Origin of the sequence: Nonomuraea sp. NPDC046570 (genome assembly GCF_040645915.1) — a bacterium.
In the GTDB taxonomy this organism is placed as follows: domain Bacteria; phylum Actinomycetota; class Actinomycetes; order Streptosporangiales; family Streptosporangiaceae; genus Nonomuraea.
On sequence record NZ_JBEYZF010000018.1, the window covers coordinates 27,392 to 42,553 of the forward strand.

The following is a 15,162-nucleotide window of genomic DNA, read 5'->3' on the forward strand; positions in this document are numbered from 1 at the left end:
GAAGGATTCCGGCCCGGCGCATGCCGTTCACATGTCAGGGCTGCCTGCTGGTCGCCGCCCAGTCGAGGAGCGCCTGAGCCGTTTCGAAGCGGCGGCTGGAGCTGGTCTCTCCGAGAATCACGCCGACCAGCCGACGGCCGTCACCATCGGCGGCGAAGGCGAGGGTGTAGCCCGCGGCACGCGTGTAGCCGGTCTTCAGGCCGACGGCGCCCGGGGTGCGGAGAAGGCGATTCGTGTTCCGCCAGGAGTAGGCGCTGTGCTCCGCCGTCGCGGGGACCGAATGGTACTGGGTGGAGCTGACCTTCCTGATCGTCTTGTTGTCCAGCGCAGCCTGGGCGAGCCGCACCTGGTCACGTGCGGTGGAGTAGCCGCCGCCCTTGGCGGGCATCCCGTCGGCGTTGACGTACAGCGTGTCCTTCATGCCGAGCTCGCGGGCGTTGGCGTTCATCTTCGCCGTGAACGCGTCGACGCCGGGGCCGTACGCGCGGGCCAGCGCGTGGGCGGCGTCCGCGCCGGAGGGCAGCAGCAGGGCATGCAGCAGGGTCTCCACAGTCAGCCGGTCGCCGGCGCGCAGGTCCGCCACCGAGGCGCCACCCTTCGAGGCGTAGCGCACATCCGCAGAGGTGACCTCGACCACGTCCGCAGGCTTGGCTTCCTTCAGCACGGTGTAGGCGGTCATCACCTTGGTGATGCTGGCCACGGGGGTGCGGAGGTCGGCCTTCTTGCTGAAGTGGACCTTGCCGGTCTTGGCGTCGATCAGGTGGGCCGCACGGCCGAGCACCGCTGGGGCGTCCGGGGCGACGGCTGGAACGTGGGAACGGGAGTCCGGCGAAACGACGGAGCCTGCTTGGGGGGTGGCCTGTGCGGGAGTGGCGACGGAGGTGACGGCGCCTGCGGTGATGACGACGCCGAGCAGCGCGTGGCTCAGCCGGTTCTTGAGATGCGTGGGCATGAAGGGGTTGCTCCTTGCTTCCATGCCGCCTACCGGGTTAGCTGACGGGTTCGGGCTGGGAAGTGCCCTACGGCGCAGCTGAGCTGCGTCCGATTCACCCCAGGGGAAGTGGGTCCCCGGCTCCGTGGATACGGACTCGGCGGCCGAGTGTCGTCCTGCGGTGGTGGCCTCAGGCGACGCGCGGTCCGGGCAATGAAATGGCAACGAACGTGTCGATGGTTCGCAGCACAATGCCCGAAAAGTACCAAAATGGTATAAATCGTGCAAATGGCGAAGAGTCACTGATGACGGCCTGAGAGCCTGTGAATCAGTCCGAGGGCGCTCCATCCACAGACCATGCTGCCGAGCCGGACTCGCCGGGTTGGAGGACAATCAGATCCGTTCCCGTCGCCAACGCGTTCGGCGGGCAGGTCTGTGGTTCGATCCCGACACCAGTTCGGGTGAGGTGCTTGCTTGGGAGGTCGCCTGAGAACACCTGGATCCAGCGGAATGCTGGGGAGGTGCGGATCGTGAGGGTCAAACCGGCCGGATCGGAGAGTGTGATGTCTCCTGCATCCTCTGTGGGAGCCACCGCGTACGCAACGCTGAACCGATCTGGACCGAGCGCGCGGCCCTCTCGAAAATCGAACCCGGAGTTGTCCACGAGACGCCGCCGGGTGGGGAGAGCCGAGAGCGGGTCGGTCTCGAGGTAGCTTGGCGCGGTGAGCTTCAGGATCCAATCCGTCAGCGGCGACGGTCCCGGTCTGAAGTAGGGGTGGAACCCGATGCCGAACGGAGCGATCTGATCGCCGATGTTGACCCACGCCGCGTCGCAGCGCAAACCCGTGGCCGTGACCGTGTAGGTGACGGTCACGCGCACAAGGAACGGATACCCGTCGACCCCTCCTACGACGCGGCCGAACGAGACGGACGATGCGCTCCGGCGCTCCAGCGCCCACAGCTGGTCGAACGCGAGGCCGTGCAGGGCGTGGCCGTACGCCGGATCGTTGATAGGGAGTTGATAGGCGCGCCCCGCGAACTCGTACCTGCCGTTGGCGAGGCGGTTGGGCCAGGGGGTGAGGACCGCGCCGTGGTGGCCCAATTCCGGCGCGACCCGGCCGGGGCCCGCCAGGATCGACTCGTCGCCGAGCCGGAGCCCGGTGAGGGTGGCGCCGATGGGATCGATGGTGGCGCGAGTGCCGCCCCACGCGATGGTGGCGGGTTCAGTAGCGGTCACCGGCTGTGCTCGCGTGCGCGGATCCCGTATGCCGCGCGTGACATCTTCGCCGCGGTCGCGCGCGCTTCGCGTCCGAGCTCGGTGACGCGGTTCTGCATGCGGTACTTCGGGCCGTAGATGGACACGGCCGCGAGCGGGAGGCCGTTCCGGTCCTGGGCGAGCGCTGCGACGCGTTCTACGTCGTCGGTTCGCGGGATCCAGACGAACCCTCGCGTTCGGGCGAGCTCCAACTCGCGTGCCCAGCTCTCGCGGTCGAGCCGGACTTCGGGATGCTCGACCGGGGCGTCGCGGAGATCGTCGAGGATGCGGTGCTGTTCGACGACCGGAAGGGCGAAGAGGATGGCGCGGCCTGCGGCGGTTGCGTGTAACGGGGCGAGGTTCCCGATGTGCGGGACCATCCGGAACGGTTGCTCCGGATCGATCTGCTCGATGCTGACCGTGTAGTCGCCTTGGCGGATCGTGAGGATCACGGTCTCACCGACCACATCGCAGAGTTCTTGGAGGTACGGCCGGGCGATCTCGCTCAGGTTGTACTGCTTCTGGAACCCTTTCGCGAGGCTCAGAACCCGGCCGGTCAGGACGACGCGCCTGTTGTCGAGGCGGGCGAGGAAGCCCAGGTCGACGAGCGTGGCGACGAGCCGGGAGACGGAGCTCTTGTCCGTTCCTGTGAGCTCGGCAAGTTCGGTCACGGTCAAGCCTCCGCGGCCGTCCGCGACGGCTTCCAGGATCCGCAACCCGCGCGCCAGTGCTCGGTAGCGAGCCTCCTCCGTCACACGATCTCCCTTCGGCGGGTCGAGGATTCGATCTCCTCGCGCATCCCCGACTCCATCGCGCGGTCGGCGACCCCGCCCACCGCGCGGATGGCCTCACGGAACGGGGTCGACAGCTGGAACGAATCGTAGTCGGGCACGTAGCCGAAGTCTTCGCGGGCTTTGTCCATCGGCAGGCGTGTGAAGGTGTTCCCGCTCACCGCGTTGTAGATCTCGAAGCGCAGGGGTTCGGCGTCGATCACGGCGTCGATCAGGCGGTACAGGTCGGTCGGTGCGGTGTAGTCCTGCAGCATCCAACCGGTGCCGGGAGCGTCGATGACCTGCGGATCCTGGAACGCGCCGATGCGGAGCGCGACGAACGACAGTTGTTCGGTGCTGGCGACGAAGCTGCCGAGCGCCTCACCGAAGGCCTTCGTGACACCGTACAGATCCCCTGGGTGGACTGGGTCGTCCTCGGTGACACCCGAGCCCGGCGGGTAGCCGGAGACGGCGTGGACGGAGGATGCGTAGACGACTCTCCGGCAGGCCGATGCCACGGCCGCGGCGATCACGTTGTACGTCCCCATGATGTTCGCCGGCAGCAGGCTGGACCATGTCGCCCAGGGGCGGCGTTCACCGCCGAGATGGAGGACGGTGTCGACGCCGTCGAACGCTTCACGGATCTCGTCCAGTTGCCTGAGGTCGGCTTCGACCAGTCGCCCGAGGTGCGCGTGCCGTTCCTCGAACTGTCCCGGCAGGTCGAGAAGCGTGACCTGATAGCGGTCGCGCGCCCACTCGGCGTAGCCCGAGCCGATGGCGCCGGCCCCGCCCGTGATCAGGAGCTTTCGCATCAGCGGCGCCCCACCCTGAGGACCACGTCGCTCGGATGCACCTGCAGGCCTTCGCCGAGTTCGGCCGGCAGGCTGCCGCGGTTCCAGTAGATGTCGACCTGGTCATCATCGAGCGAGTAGCGCGTGTGCAGGAGCGTACCGTCGTCGATCAGCTCGAACGAACCGTCGTCGAAGATCCGCGCGTGCTCGTGGCGCAGACCGACCAGACGCCTGATCCGGTCCGCGTAGGCGGGCGAGGAGTCGATCGTGCGCCGCGCACGATGGATCGCGACGTCGAAGGCGAGGTTGTACGCGAATGCGTAGTTGAGCTGGTCCTCCCAACCCGGCCGTTCGTCGTGGATGAAGCGGTTCGAGACGACCGGCTCGGGGAAGGCGGCGCGGAACAGGCCAGGGAACGCCTCGTCCTGGTACTGGAACGCGAATCCGCAGCCGTGGTTGAAGTCGAGGAGCGGGATGAGATTGTCGACCATGCCCTCCGAACCGACCTCCGCGCCACCCGCTGCCTCCCGGATCCGTTTGAACGTCTGCGTCCGGTAGGAGGTCTCCAGGTTCGTGCGCTCGCCGTGCTCGTGGCGCTCGTCGTAGCAGGGCCAGGCGGTCAGGTGGAATCCGGTCTGGTCGAAGAACACGGAGCGGGCGCCGAGTGCCGCCTGAGCAGTGGCGACGGATGCCATCTGATCCCGCCACCTCGGCGCGCCGTGGCAGGCGGCGACGAACGACGGCGCCGCGAAGTAGCGCATGGTCAACGACTCACCGGCGAAGTCGTAGCCGGCGACGTAGTCCAGGCCGCGGGAGTCTTTCTTGGTGACCTCGTCGGCGTGGTCTGAGTAGTACTGCGTCGTCCTGTCGATGATGTTGCCGTTGGCGTAGAGCGAGATGAATCCGCCGCGATCGTTGATCGTCTTGATCGCCCGAGCCAGGGCCTCCGCGCCTCCCAGCTCCTCGTCCGCCTCGTAGATCGGGTAGCCGCGATCGAAGCCGGCCTTCCACCACCCGAACAGGAGGATCCCATCCAGTCCGTGTTCGCGGCCGAGCTCGAAGATGGGCACCAGGTCGTCGTAGCGGAACTGCTCGGCGCCGAACTGATGCCGCATGATGATCCGCTGCCACCCCTTGAGCTTGCTCCGCGAAGCCGGCGGGCCGTCGTACCAGCTGTCGGCCCACTCCCGGTATCGCCGTGCTCCCGCACGCCAGCCTCCGGCGAGCAGCGCGACGACGATCTCCCCTGTGTCGATCGAGCTGCGGTCGACCGGGGTCACGACGGACAACCAGAGCTCGCCCTCCGTGCCACGAGTCGGGATCCCGGCGCTGAAGAGGGCCCCACGGAAGTCCGGATCGTGGCGGGCCAGATAGAGGAACTGGTCACCCGACTCCAGTCCCTGCCACGGCATGCTCATCTCGCCGGGGTACGCGGATTGCTCCCAGATGCCGGCCGAGTCGTCGCGCATGTACTCGGAATGCGCACGCGCGAGTCGCGCACGCGGCCTCTCGATCTTCCGGCCGAGTCCCTCTGACCGGTATAGCACCTCGTGCTGCGAGGCGGGGTCGGGTGCGAGCTCGACGATCGGCAGCGACATCTCGCGCAGCGTGATCCCGTTCCCGGCGTGGCCGGTCGCGCGGAACGAGAGCTCGTCCACTCCTGCGGAGACCACGACGGCGAGATCCACGTCGATGGTCACTCCGGCGACCGTGGTCAACGTGTCGTAGGAGATGACGAGCGTGTCGCCGTCCCGGACCACGGTCGAGCGCTGCTGCTCCGAATGCACGGCGACATCGCGTTCGTCGCCGATCATCACGGACAGCGACCAGAACCGCCCACGCGCACCGGTCGTGAAGCGGCCTCCCGCGAGGGAAGCACGAGCGCCGACCGAATCGAGACCGAAGGACAGGGACCCTGCCACGAGTGTGTGTGCTTCTTCGCTGATCATGCCGCGATCATAGGATCGCGGTGCATATGGCTCAATACAGTTGCATATACGGCAACAAAGCCGGGGTGTAGTTGCACCATTGGATCCATCTTTGCCGTATGTGGATTCTCTCCCTAGCGTGGCCCGCACACCTGCCGAAGGGGACATGTGCACGACATCGACCAGCTCAGCGAAGACGCCGCGGACGTCGCCGATCGTCGCCGCATCGCGCCGGCCTATGTGCCGAAGGCCGTGGATCACGCCGTCCCCTGGGTGAACGACGAGGATGCCCGCATCACGTCGGTCGAGGCGATCATCACGGCTCCCGAGGGCGTGAACCTCGTGGTCGTCCGGGTGCGGACGAGTGTCGACGGACTCGAGGGGCTGGGCTGCGCGACGTTCCATCAGCGCGCCGATGCCGTGAAGTGCGCCGTCGACGAGTATCTGGCTCCGCGGCTCGTCGGGCGATCCGCCCAGGAGATCACCGACATCTGGAACAGCAGCCAGGTCGACAGCTACTGGCGGGGCGGGCCGGTGCTGAACAGCGCGCTGGCCGGGGTGGACATGGCTCTGTGGGACATCATGGGCAAGACCGCCGGGCTGCCGGTGTGGCAGCTCCTCGGGGGACGGGTGCGCCGCTCGGTGGCGACGTACGTGCACGCCTCCGGTCGCGATGTCGCGGAGCTCGTCGACGAGGTCGAAGCATGTGCCGCGGCCGGGTATCAGGTCGTTCGCTGTCAGATCACCGTCCCGGGAACCTCGACGTACGGCGCAGCCCAGCAGAGCGACTCGCACATCAGCTGGGATCCGGAGCAGTACGTCCGGTTCATCCCCGGGGTGTTCGAGGAGCTGACCGCACGCTTCGACGGCCGAGTGCGTTTCCTGCACGACATCCACGAGCGCGTCGATCCTGCGGACGCGATCAGACTCCTCCGCGCGCTCGAGCCGTTCGGACTGTTGTTCGCCGAGGATCCCGTCGCGCCCGAGGACCTCGACTGGATGCGCACGATCCGCAAGCAGACGATCACGCCGCTCGCGTTGGGTGAACTCCTGACGGACATGCGCAGCTTCAACGCGCTCGTGACAGAGCGGCTCGTCGATTTCATCCGATGCCACGTCTCAGCGCTCGGCGGCATCACCCCGGCCTGGCGCCTGGCGATGCTCGCGGAGGTCAACGGCGTGCGCACCGCTTGGCACGGCCCTCGCGATGTCTCTCCGATCGGGCACATGGCAAACCTCGCCATGGACCTGGCATCGCCCGCGTTCGGCATCCACGAGCACTTCGAGTTCTCCGACCAGGCCAGATCCGTCTTCCCGGGAACGCCCGTGACCCGGAACGGCGTACTGGAGCCCTCCGGCGCCCCCGGTCTGGGCATCGGTTTCGATGAACGCGAAGCGATGAGGCATCCCCCGGTGTCCCCGATGTCCAACTGGCACTACAGCCGGGTGCGTCGCCCAGACGGCACGATCCAGCGGCCATAGAGCCTCTCAGAACCCCCACAAAGAAGGGAAGTGGCAATGAAGCGCAACGTTGCTCTCGTCGGCGCAATCGTCTTGACTGTCGCGCTCGCCGGCTGCGGAACCGGCGGCAAGTCAGACAAGCCTTCCGAATCTTCGGCGGTGAGCACCGAGCTCACGGACAAGCCGGTCAAGCTCAAGCTGTCCTACGCCAGCGAGCAACCGATCACTCCGCTCGTCGAGGGGTTCACGAAGCTCCACCCGAACATCACCTTCGACCTGATCGAGACACCGTTCGCCGACTACCAGACCAGCCTCAAGCTGGCGATGTCGTCGAACGACTCACCCGACATCGTGCAGTACAGCCCTGCGCCGATGCGCTCCATCGTCCCGGCCGGACTCGTCCTCCCGCTCGACGACTACGCCAAGGCCTACGGCTGGCGCGACCAGGTCTCGCCATCGCTGCTGGGGATCCTCACGTCCAACAAGGACGCGACCCAGTACGGCTCGGGCAGCCTGTACGCGTTGCCCGGTGCGGTGCAGATGGTCGGCGTCTTCTACAACAAGGCCGTCACCAAAGCCGCGGGGATCACCGATGAGCCGAAGACCCTCGCCGAGTTCGAGGACGACCTGGCGACGGTCAAGGCCAAAGGTGTGACTCCGCTCGCGGTGCCCGCCCTGGCCACGGGTGGTTTCCAGCTGTGGGGCGCGCTCTCCAACGTCATGGCCGACCCCAAGGTGTTCAGCTCCTGGGTCTACGGTGAGCCCGGCGCGACGCTCCTGAACGACCCCGGCTTCGAGAAGGCCGCAGCCACCGTCAAGAAGTGGGCCGACTCCGGCTACATGGCCAAGGGTGTCAGCGCTGTCGCGGACCCGGACGCCATCACCGAGCTCACGAGCGGACAGCGCGGCTACTTCCTCTCCGGCAACTGGAACGCCAAGGAGCTCTCCGAGAAGTTGGGCGACGACCTGGGCTTCTTCCCGCTCCCGGGTCAGACTGCCGGCCAGCCCGCCGTGGCGACCGGTTCCGGCTTCCCGTACTCGATCTCGGCGAAGTCCAAGAACAAGGACGTCGCTGCCGCCTTCCTGAACTACATCATCGGCGAGAAGGCCGCGCAGGGGGTGTACGACGGCGGATTCATCCCGATCCAGCCGATCGAGGGCGACCCCGCCAAGGTGAAGGGCGAATTCGTGGGCGCCTACAAGGCGGTGGTCGCCGGCGGCGGTATCAGTCCGTTCGCCAACTGGGCCACCAGCTCGATCATCGACCCGCTCACGGCCGGAATCCAGGGCGTGATCAGCGGCAACAAGACGCCGAGGGCCTTCATCGAGTCGCTGCAGGCCGACTGGGAAAGCAAGCGCTAATGGCTCTGCTCAGTCTCCGAGCGGAAGGGCGTACCACCAAGTGGCGCCCAGCCACCCGATCCCTGTCGCCGCGTCGCTACTTCGGCGCGATCGCGTTCGTCGCACCAGCGCTGCTGATCTATCTGGCCTTCAGCATCTGGCCCGCGTTCAACACGCTGTACTACTCGATGCTCGACTGGGACGGCCTGAACGTCGCCGAATGGGTCGGGTTCGAGAACTACGCGAAGGTGTTCACCGAGCCAGAGCTGTTCAACTCGATCCTGCACAGTCTCGTCCTCGTGTTCTTCTTCGCGGTGCTGCCCATCGCGTTCGGCCTCCTGCTGGCGGGCCTGCTGATGGGATCGGGCACGCGCGGCATGTCCGCGTTCCGCGTGATCTACTTCCTCCCGCAGGTGATCCCGCTCGTCGCGGTCGGCATCGCCTGGCGCTGGCTCTACGCGGAGAACGGCCCCCTGAACGAGTTCCTGGAGACGATCGGCCTGGGTGCTCTCGCAGCCCCCTGGTTGGCAGGCACGGACACCGCCCTGATCGCGCTCGGGCTCGTGGGCACCTGGGGCATGTCCGGTCTGTGCATGATGCTGTTCGTCAGCGGCGCGCAGAAGATCGACTCATCGTTGTACGAGGCCGCGGCGATGGACGGAGCCGGCCCGATCCGCCGATTCGTCAGCGTCACCCTGCCGGGTCTCCGCGGCGAGATCTCGATCGCCGCGGTCATCACGACGATCGCCGCACTGTCCAGCTTCGACCTCGTCTACGTGACCACGAGCGGCGGCCCGGAGAGCGCGACGACCGTTCCAGGCCTGCTCGTCTACCGGCTCGCCTTCACCTACGAGCGGATCGGCCACGCGGCAGCACTCGCGATCGTCCTCACGGTGCTGATCTTGATCTTCGTCTCCGTGATTCGCCGGCTCACCAAGGAGAAGGCATGAAGTCGTCACCAGCGGTGCTCCTGGCCAGGCACATCGTGCTCGTCCTGTTCGCGGTCGCATTCCTGATCCCGTTCGTCGGTATCGTCCTGTCCGCGCTCCGTGGAGATTCGGAGACGGGCGGATTCCAGCTCCCGCACACCTGGACGCTGGAGAACTTCGCGATCGCCTGGGAGCAGGGGAGGTTCTCGGACCTGATGCTCTCGAGCGTCATCGTAGGAGCGATCGTCGTCCCCTCAACCCTCGTCCTGGCGACACTGGCGGGGTACGGCCTGGCCGTGCTTCGGCCCATGGGACACAGCGCGATCATGACAACCTTCGTCATCGGGCTGACCCTGCCGACGGAGCTCGTGATCATCGCCCTGTACTACAACCTCGATTCGGTCGGCTTCACGAACAACTACATGGGCGTCGCCTTGGCGGAGATCGCCCTGTTCCTGCCGTTCAGCGTCTACTGGATGCATACGCACTTCAGCGGGGTGCCGCGGGCGCTGATCGAGTCCGGGAGGATCGATGGTGCCAGCGACTGGCGGATTCTCCGGCAGCTCATGCTGCCGATCTCCAAGCCGGCGTTGACGACGCTGGTCGTCCTGCTGTCCATCTGGGCGTGGAATCAGTTCCTGATCGTTCTGGTCCTGATGCAGAGCCCGACCCGGCGCACTGCTGTGGCCGGCCTGGGGTACTTCGTCGGCGAGTACGGAACCGACATCCCCCTGCTGGCCGCGGCCTCACTCATCGTGGTCGCACCAGTGGTCGTCGTCTACCTGCTCTTCCAGCGCAGCTTCGTCGCCGGAATCACGCAGGGAGCGATCAAGGGCTGACCACCGCTCGAGTCTGCCGTCGAGTGCGCTGCGCCCCTGCTCATGCATGTCCCGTCTCGTTCCACGGCGTCCGCGGGGAGCGCCGTCGATCGAGTGCTCATGAGAGAAGGAAGAGATGAGAAAGCCGGTTTTACGCAAATACGGGCTCGTCCCCGTGCTGTTGGCCTCGATGTTGTTATCGTGCTTCGGCGGCAGCGCCGCGGCATCCGAACGGACGTCGCCGGGCTCGGTCGTCGAGCGACCCGGGACCGTGCGCGGATTCAACACCTACGGCGCGGCCATGACCGAGCAGAACGTCAATGAGCTGCGCAACGAATACGGCGCGAACGTCGTCAGACTGCAGATCCACCCGCAGAACTACGCGCTGCAGCACAACGTCCCCCTCTCCCAGGCGTGGGACGACATGCTGGACGTGACGGAGCAGGGACTGAAGGAGGCGGCGCGGCAAGGGCTCATGACAGTCGTCGACCTCCACTCGCTTCCGATCCCCGGGTCCAAGAACGCGCCGGAGTTCTGGAACGACGACGCCACGCTGGATGTCCTGATCTCGTGCTGGAAGGAGATCGTCCAGCGGCTGGCGCCGTACCGCGACTACATCTGGGGCTACGACCTGCTGAACGAGCCGCACAACACGGCCGAGCTGCCGCTCGGAGCCTCGAAATGGCACGGGTGGGCCCAACAGCTGACGGACACGATTCGGACACTCGATCAGACGACCCCCATCATCTACGAGGCCAGTCCAGGGGCGCTGCCCAGGGGCTTCATCGAGAACGAGTGGATCGACGCCGGCCCCGGATATCCCGTCAAGTACCAGGGCGACTTCCAGCTCCTGGACGACGACAACGTCATCTACAGCGTGCACTGGTACGAGCTCCACAGCTACACGCACCAGGGGATCGGCTACCACAACGGGAGTCCGGTCACCGAGGACTGGCCGGACAAGATGGTCTATCCGGGCACGAACAACGGCGTGTACTGGGACAAGAAGACCTTGCGGAAGCTGATGCGCCCGGTCGTCGAGTTCCAGAAGAAGTACGACGTACCGATCTATGTCGGCGAATTCAGTGCCATCCGGTGGGCACCCGGCGCATCGCAGTACCTCCGCGATTCGATTGAGATGTTCGAGGAATTCGGCTGGAGCTGGACGTATCACTCCTTCCGTGACTGGCACGGCTGGCAGGTCGACTACACGGAGAAGATGACCAGCGACGCGAACAGTGCCTCCGCCATCGCCGCGGAGCCGACTGATCGGGAACTGACGCTGAAGTCGTACTTCAACAGAAACCAGTTCGTGCAGCCGTTGGACAGCCCACGCCCTCCGGCGAACCTGATCAGGAACGGCGACTTCGCGAAGGACGCCGACAGTGACGGCTTGGCGGACAGTTGGCTCAAGGGAGCCAACGCGCAAACCTCCATCATCGAAGCGGAGGGTCGTGCCCAGCAGGTCGCGGTGACGGCGAGCCACCAGCGTGGGATCGACCAGGAGTGGATGACGGTCTCGAGAGAGAACCGCTACCGGTTGCAGGCGAAGATCCGAGTCGACCAGGGACAGGTACGCTTCTGGCACTACGGGGTCACAAGCACCTACGGCTTCGCGGGAAGCGGCATCGTGTCCGATGTCGATCAGACGGACGGCGAGTTCGTCGTGAAGCAGCTGGACTTCGTCCCTGCTCCCGGAACCACCAAGATCAGCGTGCGATTCTGGTCCAACACGCCGGCGCGGTTCGCCGTCGCGGATGTCGAACTGATCGATCTCGGGCCGGAGGTCGTCGTCCTCCCGCCCACCACCTCGGTCACCGTGACGAACGCACCACGCTGCAGGTCAGCTCACCTGGAGTTCGACGCCGTCGCCGACACGGGTAAGTCGATCGACCGGACGGAGTATCGGGTCGTGGGAGCGGCGGAGCAGTGGCAGACCGTCGCACCGGGGGGAGTGACGCTCACGAAGCCGGGCGTCCACCTCATCGGCTATCGCTCGATCGATTCGGCGGGAGTACGGGAGGCGGGCAAGGGGGTCGTCGCGACGGTCCGGCGGGGCCCGCACCGACCTTGCCGGTGACGGTGCGACCTACACAGGCGCGCCGTGACGACCGACTCACGCGTCCCGCACGCCGTGCTCGTCTCGTACGGCTGCAGCGGCTTCTCATCGTGCGCCAGTAAAAAGGGTGATGACCGGGGCGCCGGACCGAAAGGGTCCAGCGCCCCGGTCTCTGCGTAGCTGAAAGCCGATTTACGGAATGACCTCGTCCCCGAGGCGAGATGCGGCTGTGGAGGTGCTTGACCGTCGGACCAGTTCGGGTGCGAGGAGCACCGTCTGAGTGCTCGCTGGATCTGCGGCATCGGCGAGAAGAAGCCTTGCGGCTTCAACCCCGAGCGCGTGGCGAGGCTGTCGCACGGTGGTGAGGGACGCGGCCCCCAGGTCGGCGAGCCTGATGTCGTCGTACCCGACGATCGACAGCTGGTCGGGCAGACGGAGTCCTGCCCCGGTCGCGGCGCGTTGGACGTTCACCGCGATGAGGTCGTTCCCGCAGAACACCGCCGTCGGTCGCTCTTCTGCGGCGATCACCGACGTCGCGGCGCTCCGTCCGTCATCCTCGAAGCACTCGCTCTCGAAGACGCGCAGTCGGGCCTCGACGCCGCGCGACGCGATCTCCGCCTCGGCGCCGGCGAGTCGATCGCGATAGGGCTTGAGCTGCAGCGGACCCGTCACATAGCCGATGTCGCGATGTCCGAGATCGAGCAGGTGACGCATCGCGATGCTCCCGCCGGCGACGTCGTCGCAGGCCGCTGTGGAGATGTCGCGAAGTGCGGAGTCCCGCTCGATCAACACAATCGACATCCCCCGGTCGCGCAACGCACGGATCCGTTCGTGCGACGGATCGAGCACGGGGGCGAGGATCACCCCGCGAAACCGCATCTGCTCGAGCGCATCCAAGTAAGCGCTCTCCTGCACCGGGTTGTTGTCGGCGTTGCAGAGCATGACGAGCAGCCCGTGAAGGGAGAGCTCTTCCTGGATGCCGCGGGCCACGTCGGTGAAGTAGGGGTTGGCGGTGTCGTGGACGACCAGGCCCACCGTTCGACTGTGCCCCGCACGCAGCAGGCGGGCGGACTCGTTGCGGACGTAGCCGAGCTCCTCGATGGCGCGCTGCACCCGTTCGCGGATCTCCGGGGAGACCGACTGCCGCCCTTGGAGGACGTTCGAGACCGTGCTCTTGGACACGCCGGCACGCGCGGCCACATCTATCAGGCTCGGCTTCATCGACCACCTTCCGCGACTTCGACGATTCCCCGGCTCGATCCGAGGGCGTCCGCCGGGGCGGGCCGGCGGCCGGGGCGGAACGCGTGGGGGATCCACTGCGCATCGGGGACGGTCGTCGCGGCGAGCACGATCTCCGCTCGCGACCTCGTCGACGGCGGTCGTTTGATGGCGAGGACGAGGTCGTGCGCACCCTGGCCGATGCCGACGTCGGTGAACTGGCCGGCGGGCGCCATGTGCGGGGCGGGGAAGGCGTACTGCGTGCCTTGGCCGCCGAAGAGGTACTCGCCGTCGAGCCAGACCCTGAAGTGCTCGCTCGAGTGCACCATCAGCTGGATGGTCTCGGCGTCGCCTGCATCGAGCGTGAGCCGGACCAGCAGGATCCGGTCCTCGAACGCGCTGCGCTCCCACGAGAACCACGTGCCAGGAAGGCTGCCGTCCACGAACTCGACAGCGGAGAGGTCGGGGACCGTACCGACCGGTGGCAGCTCCGTCTGGTCGCGGATGTCCCAACGGCCGCTGAGCGTGTTCATCCATCCGATCCGCGCCGGGATGCTGAACGCCGCAGGATCGAACTCGCTCTCCGCGGTCGAGGGCCGCTCGGACGGGAGCCGGTCGCGCAGCGCCAGCACGAGATCGGTGAAGCCCTCGATCGTCGGTGGCGCGTCGACGTCGTAGATGTCGTCGTTGAGGACGAGGTCGTGACCGATCGGCTCGACCCACCTCGCGTCGATCGAGCCGGGGTCGAGGATCCCGAGCAGCGCCCCGAGCGACGCGGTGGAGCTGTCGGTGTCCTCACCGCAGTTGTTGCAGATGAGGATCCGCTCCGAGAAGTCGCGGCCGGCCAGCCAGCCGAGGATGACGAACCCGGTGTTCGGCCGGACATCGGTGAAGTCGGAGCGTCCGTACTTCGCCATGATCCTGCTGCGTACTTCAGTCCAGTGGAGGCCCTCGGCAACCCAGGCGCGGGTGTCCTGAACGACGTCGCGAATGCCGCTGCCGAGGGGAACGCCCTCCAACGCGACGTCCAGCAGTCGGTCGCAGTCGCTCTCGACGAACGCGTACGACTCGAGCCGCGCCAAGAACTGCGCGGCGACGATGCCGTCTCCCGCGTGGTCGAAACAGGCGTCCTCGTAGGCGTACGCCGCGGCTCGGTCCGGATCGCCCGGGGCCAGGCAAGCCCAGAGCTCGCTTCGGATAGCGGCACCCTCACCGCAGGTGAACCAGTTGTCGAACGAGCCCGTGTGCGGCGGATGGATGCCTTCCGCGAGGTTCCTCAGCGCGACTCCGTACTCGTTCCACGGGAAGCCGACATGCTTCCTCCAGGCTTCGGCAAGGAGGTGTCGGTCGACACGCGGCTCATCCATGCCTGACAGGACCGCCGCGAACACGACTTGCAGGTCGAGATCGTCGTTGGGGACCATCTCCGTCGGCACCGGAGTGTAGAAATCGGCCTCGAGCGGACCTTCTAACCCCTCGAACGTCTGACCGAGGGTGCCCCCTACCGCTTTGCCGACCCAGCATCCCAGGACCCGGTCTCGAAGTGTGTACGTCATCGTCGCCCTTTCATTCGTGGAACCTTCCACCGTGGAACCTTCCACAGCATATACCGAGCGGCTGACAGCGTGCTGTGTGCGGTTTGTGAGCGGCGGGTTGGAGGG

Annotated in this window: 12 protein-coding genes and 1 riboswitch; of the genes, 5 read left to right on the forward strand and 7 right to left on the reverse strand. The window is 66.6% G+C overall.

Annotated elements, in window-relative coordinates; all coding sequences use genetic code 11:
• Positions 1-34: 34 nt before the first annotated feature.
• From ABZ911_RS26035 to ABZ911_RS26055, 5 genes are all read right to left on the reverse strand, one after another.
• A complete protein-coding gene (locus ABZ911_RS26035; protein WP_358060952.1) occupies positions 35-952 on the reverse strand; it encodes a serine hydrolase in 918 nt (305 codons plus the stop codon).
• An 11-nt stretch (positions 953-963) separates the two neighbouring features.
• Positions 964-1,104, reverse strand: a riboswitch (cyclic di-AMP (ydaO/yuaA leader).
• A 155-nt stretch (positions 1,105-1,259) separates the two neighbouring features.
• On the reverse strand, positions 1,260-2,168 hold the full coding sequence (locus ABZ911_RS26040; protein ID WP_358060955.1) for a hypothetical protein: 909 nt from the start codon (positions 2,166-2,168) through the stop codon (positions 1,260-1,262).
• Positions 2,165-2,941 (reverse strand): IclR family transcriptional regulator, encoded by a 777-nt coding sequence (locus ABZ911_RS26045; RefSeq protein ID WP_358060957.1) that lies wholly within the window; start codon positions 2,939-2,941, stop codon positions 2,165-2,167. The genes ABZ911_RS26040 and ABZ911_RS26045 overlap by 4 nt, the downstream gene beginning before the upstream one ends.
• The gene (locus ABZ911_RS26050) at positions 2,938-3,768 is read right to left on the reverse strand and encodes an NAD(P)-dependent oxidoreductase (protein WP_358060960.1); all 831 of its coding nucleotides are present in this window, start codon (positions 3,766-3,768) and stop codon (positions 2,938-2,940) included. The genes ABZ911_RS26045 and ABZ911_RS26050 overlap by 4 nt, the downstream gene beginning before the upstream one ends.
• The gene (locus ABZ911_RS26055) at positions 3,768-5,696 is read right to left on the reverse strand and encodes a DUF6259 domain-containing protein (protein WP_358060963.1); all 1,929 of its coding nucleotides are present in this window, start codon (positions 5,694-5,696) and stop codon (positions 3,768-3,770) included. The genes ABZ911_RS26050 and ABZ911_RS26055 overlap by 1 nt, the downstream gene beginning before the upstream one ends.
• 147 nt (positions 5,697-5,843) lie before the next feature.
• Here ABZ911_RS26055 and ABZ911_RS26060 point away from each other — a divergent pair, with 147 nt between their 5' ends.
• The 5 genes from ABZ911_RS26060 (at position 5,844) to ABZ911_RS26080 (ending at position 12,304) form a co-directional block, all read left to right on the forward strand.
• On the forward strand, positions 5,844-7,157 hold the full coding sequence (locus ABZ911_RS26060; protein WP_358060965.1) for an enolase C-terminal domain-like protein: 1,314 nt from the start codon (positions 5,844-5,846) through the stop codon (positions 7,155-7,157).
• A gap of 138 nt (positions 7,158-7,295) precedes the next feature.
• A complete protein-coding gene (locus ABZ911_RS26065; RefSeq protein WP_358060968.1) occupies positions 7,296-8,498 on the forward strand; it encodes an extracellular solute-binding protein in 1,203 nt (400 codons plus the stop codon).
• Complete coding sequence (locus ABZ911_RS26070; protein ID WP_358060971.1) at positions 8,498-9,427, forward strand: sugar ABC transporter permease; 930 nt, start codon at positions 8,498-8,500, stop codon at positions 9,425-9,427. The genes ABZ911_RS26065 and ABZ911_RS26070 overlap by 1 nt, the downstream gene beginning before the upstream one ends.
• Positions 9,424-10,245 carry a carbohydrate ABC transporter permease gene (locus ABZ911_RS26075; protein WP_358060974.1) on the forward strand — a complete coding sequence of 274 codons (822 nt, stop codon included), beginning with the start codon at positions 9,424-9,426 and terminating at the stop codon, positions 10,243-10,245. Before ABZ911_RS26070 ends, ABZ911_RS26075 begins: the two co-directional genes overlap by 4 nt.
• A 115-nt stretch (positions 10,246-10,360) precedes the next feature.
• Positions 10,361-12,304, forward strand: coding sequence for a cellulase family glycosylhydrolase (locus ABZ911_RS26080; protein WP_358060977.1), 1,944 nt, complete (start codon positions 10,361-10,363; stop codon positions 12,302-12,304).
• 171 nt (positions 12,305-12,475) lie between these two features.
• Here the strand turns inward: ABZ911_RS26080 and ABZ911_RS26085 are convergent, their stop codons facing one another.
• Both ABZ911_RS26085 and ABZ911_RS26090 read right to left on the reverse strand, forming a co-directional pair.
• Positions 12,476-13,504 (reverse strand): LacI family DNA-binding transcriptional regulator, encoded by a 1,029-nt coding sequence (locus ABZ911_RS26085; RefSeq protein ID WP_358060980.1) that lies wholly within the window; start codon positions 13,502-13,504, stop codon positions 12,476-12,478.
• Positions 13,501-15,102 carry an ADP-ribosylglycohydrolase family protein gene (locus ABZ911_RS26090; protein WP_358060983.1) on the reverse strand — a complete coding sequence of 534 codons (1,602 nt, stop codon included), beginning with the start codon at positions 15,100-15,102 and terminating at the stop codon, positions 13,501-13,503. Before ABZ911_RS26090 ends, ABZ911_RS26085 begins: the two co-directional genes overlap by 4 nt.
• Positions 15,103-15,162 lie beyond the last annotated feature (60 nt).

Bases quoted from the DNA above. Each gene is read 5' to 3' on its own strand.
- ABZ911_RS26035 (WP_358060952.1), bottom strand. From the start codon at position 952: ATGCCCACGCATCTCAAGAACCGGCTGAGCCACGCGCTGCTCGGCGTC.
- ABZ911_RS26050 (WP_358060960.1), bottom strand. From the start codon at position 3,768: ATGCGAAAGCTCCTGATCACGGGCGGGGCCGGCGCCATCGGCTCGGGC.
- ABZ911_RS26055 (WP_358060963.1), bottom strand. From the start codon at position 5,696: ATGATCAGCGAAGAAGCACACACACTCGTGGCAGGGTCCCTGTCCTTC.
- ABZ911_RS26070 (WP_358060971.1), top strand. From the start codon at position 8,498: ATGGCTCTGCTCAGTCTCCGAGCGGAAGGGCGTACCACCAAGTGGCGC.
- ABZ911_RS26075 (WP_358060974.1), top strand. From the start codon at position 9,424: ATGAAGTCGTCACCAGCGGTGCTCCTGGCCAGGCACATCGTGCTCGTC.
- ABZ911_RS26080 (WP_358060977.1), top strand. From the start codon at position 10,361: ATGAGAAAGCCGGTTTTACGCAAATACGGGCTCGTCCCCGTGCTGTTG.
- ABZ911_RS26085 (WP_358060980.1), bottom strand. From the start codon at position 13,504: ATGAAGCCGAGCCTGATAGATGTGGCCGCGCGTGCCGGCGTGTCCAAG.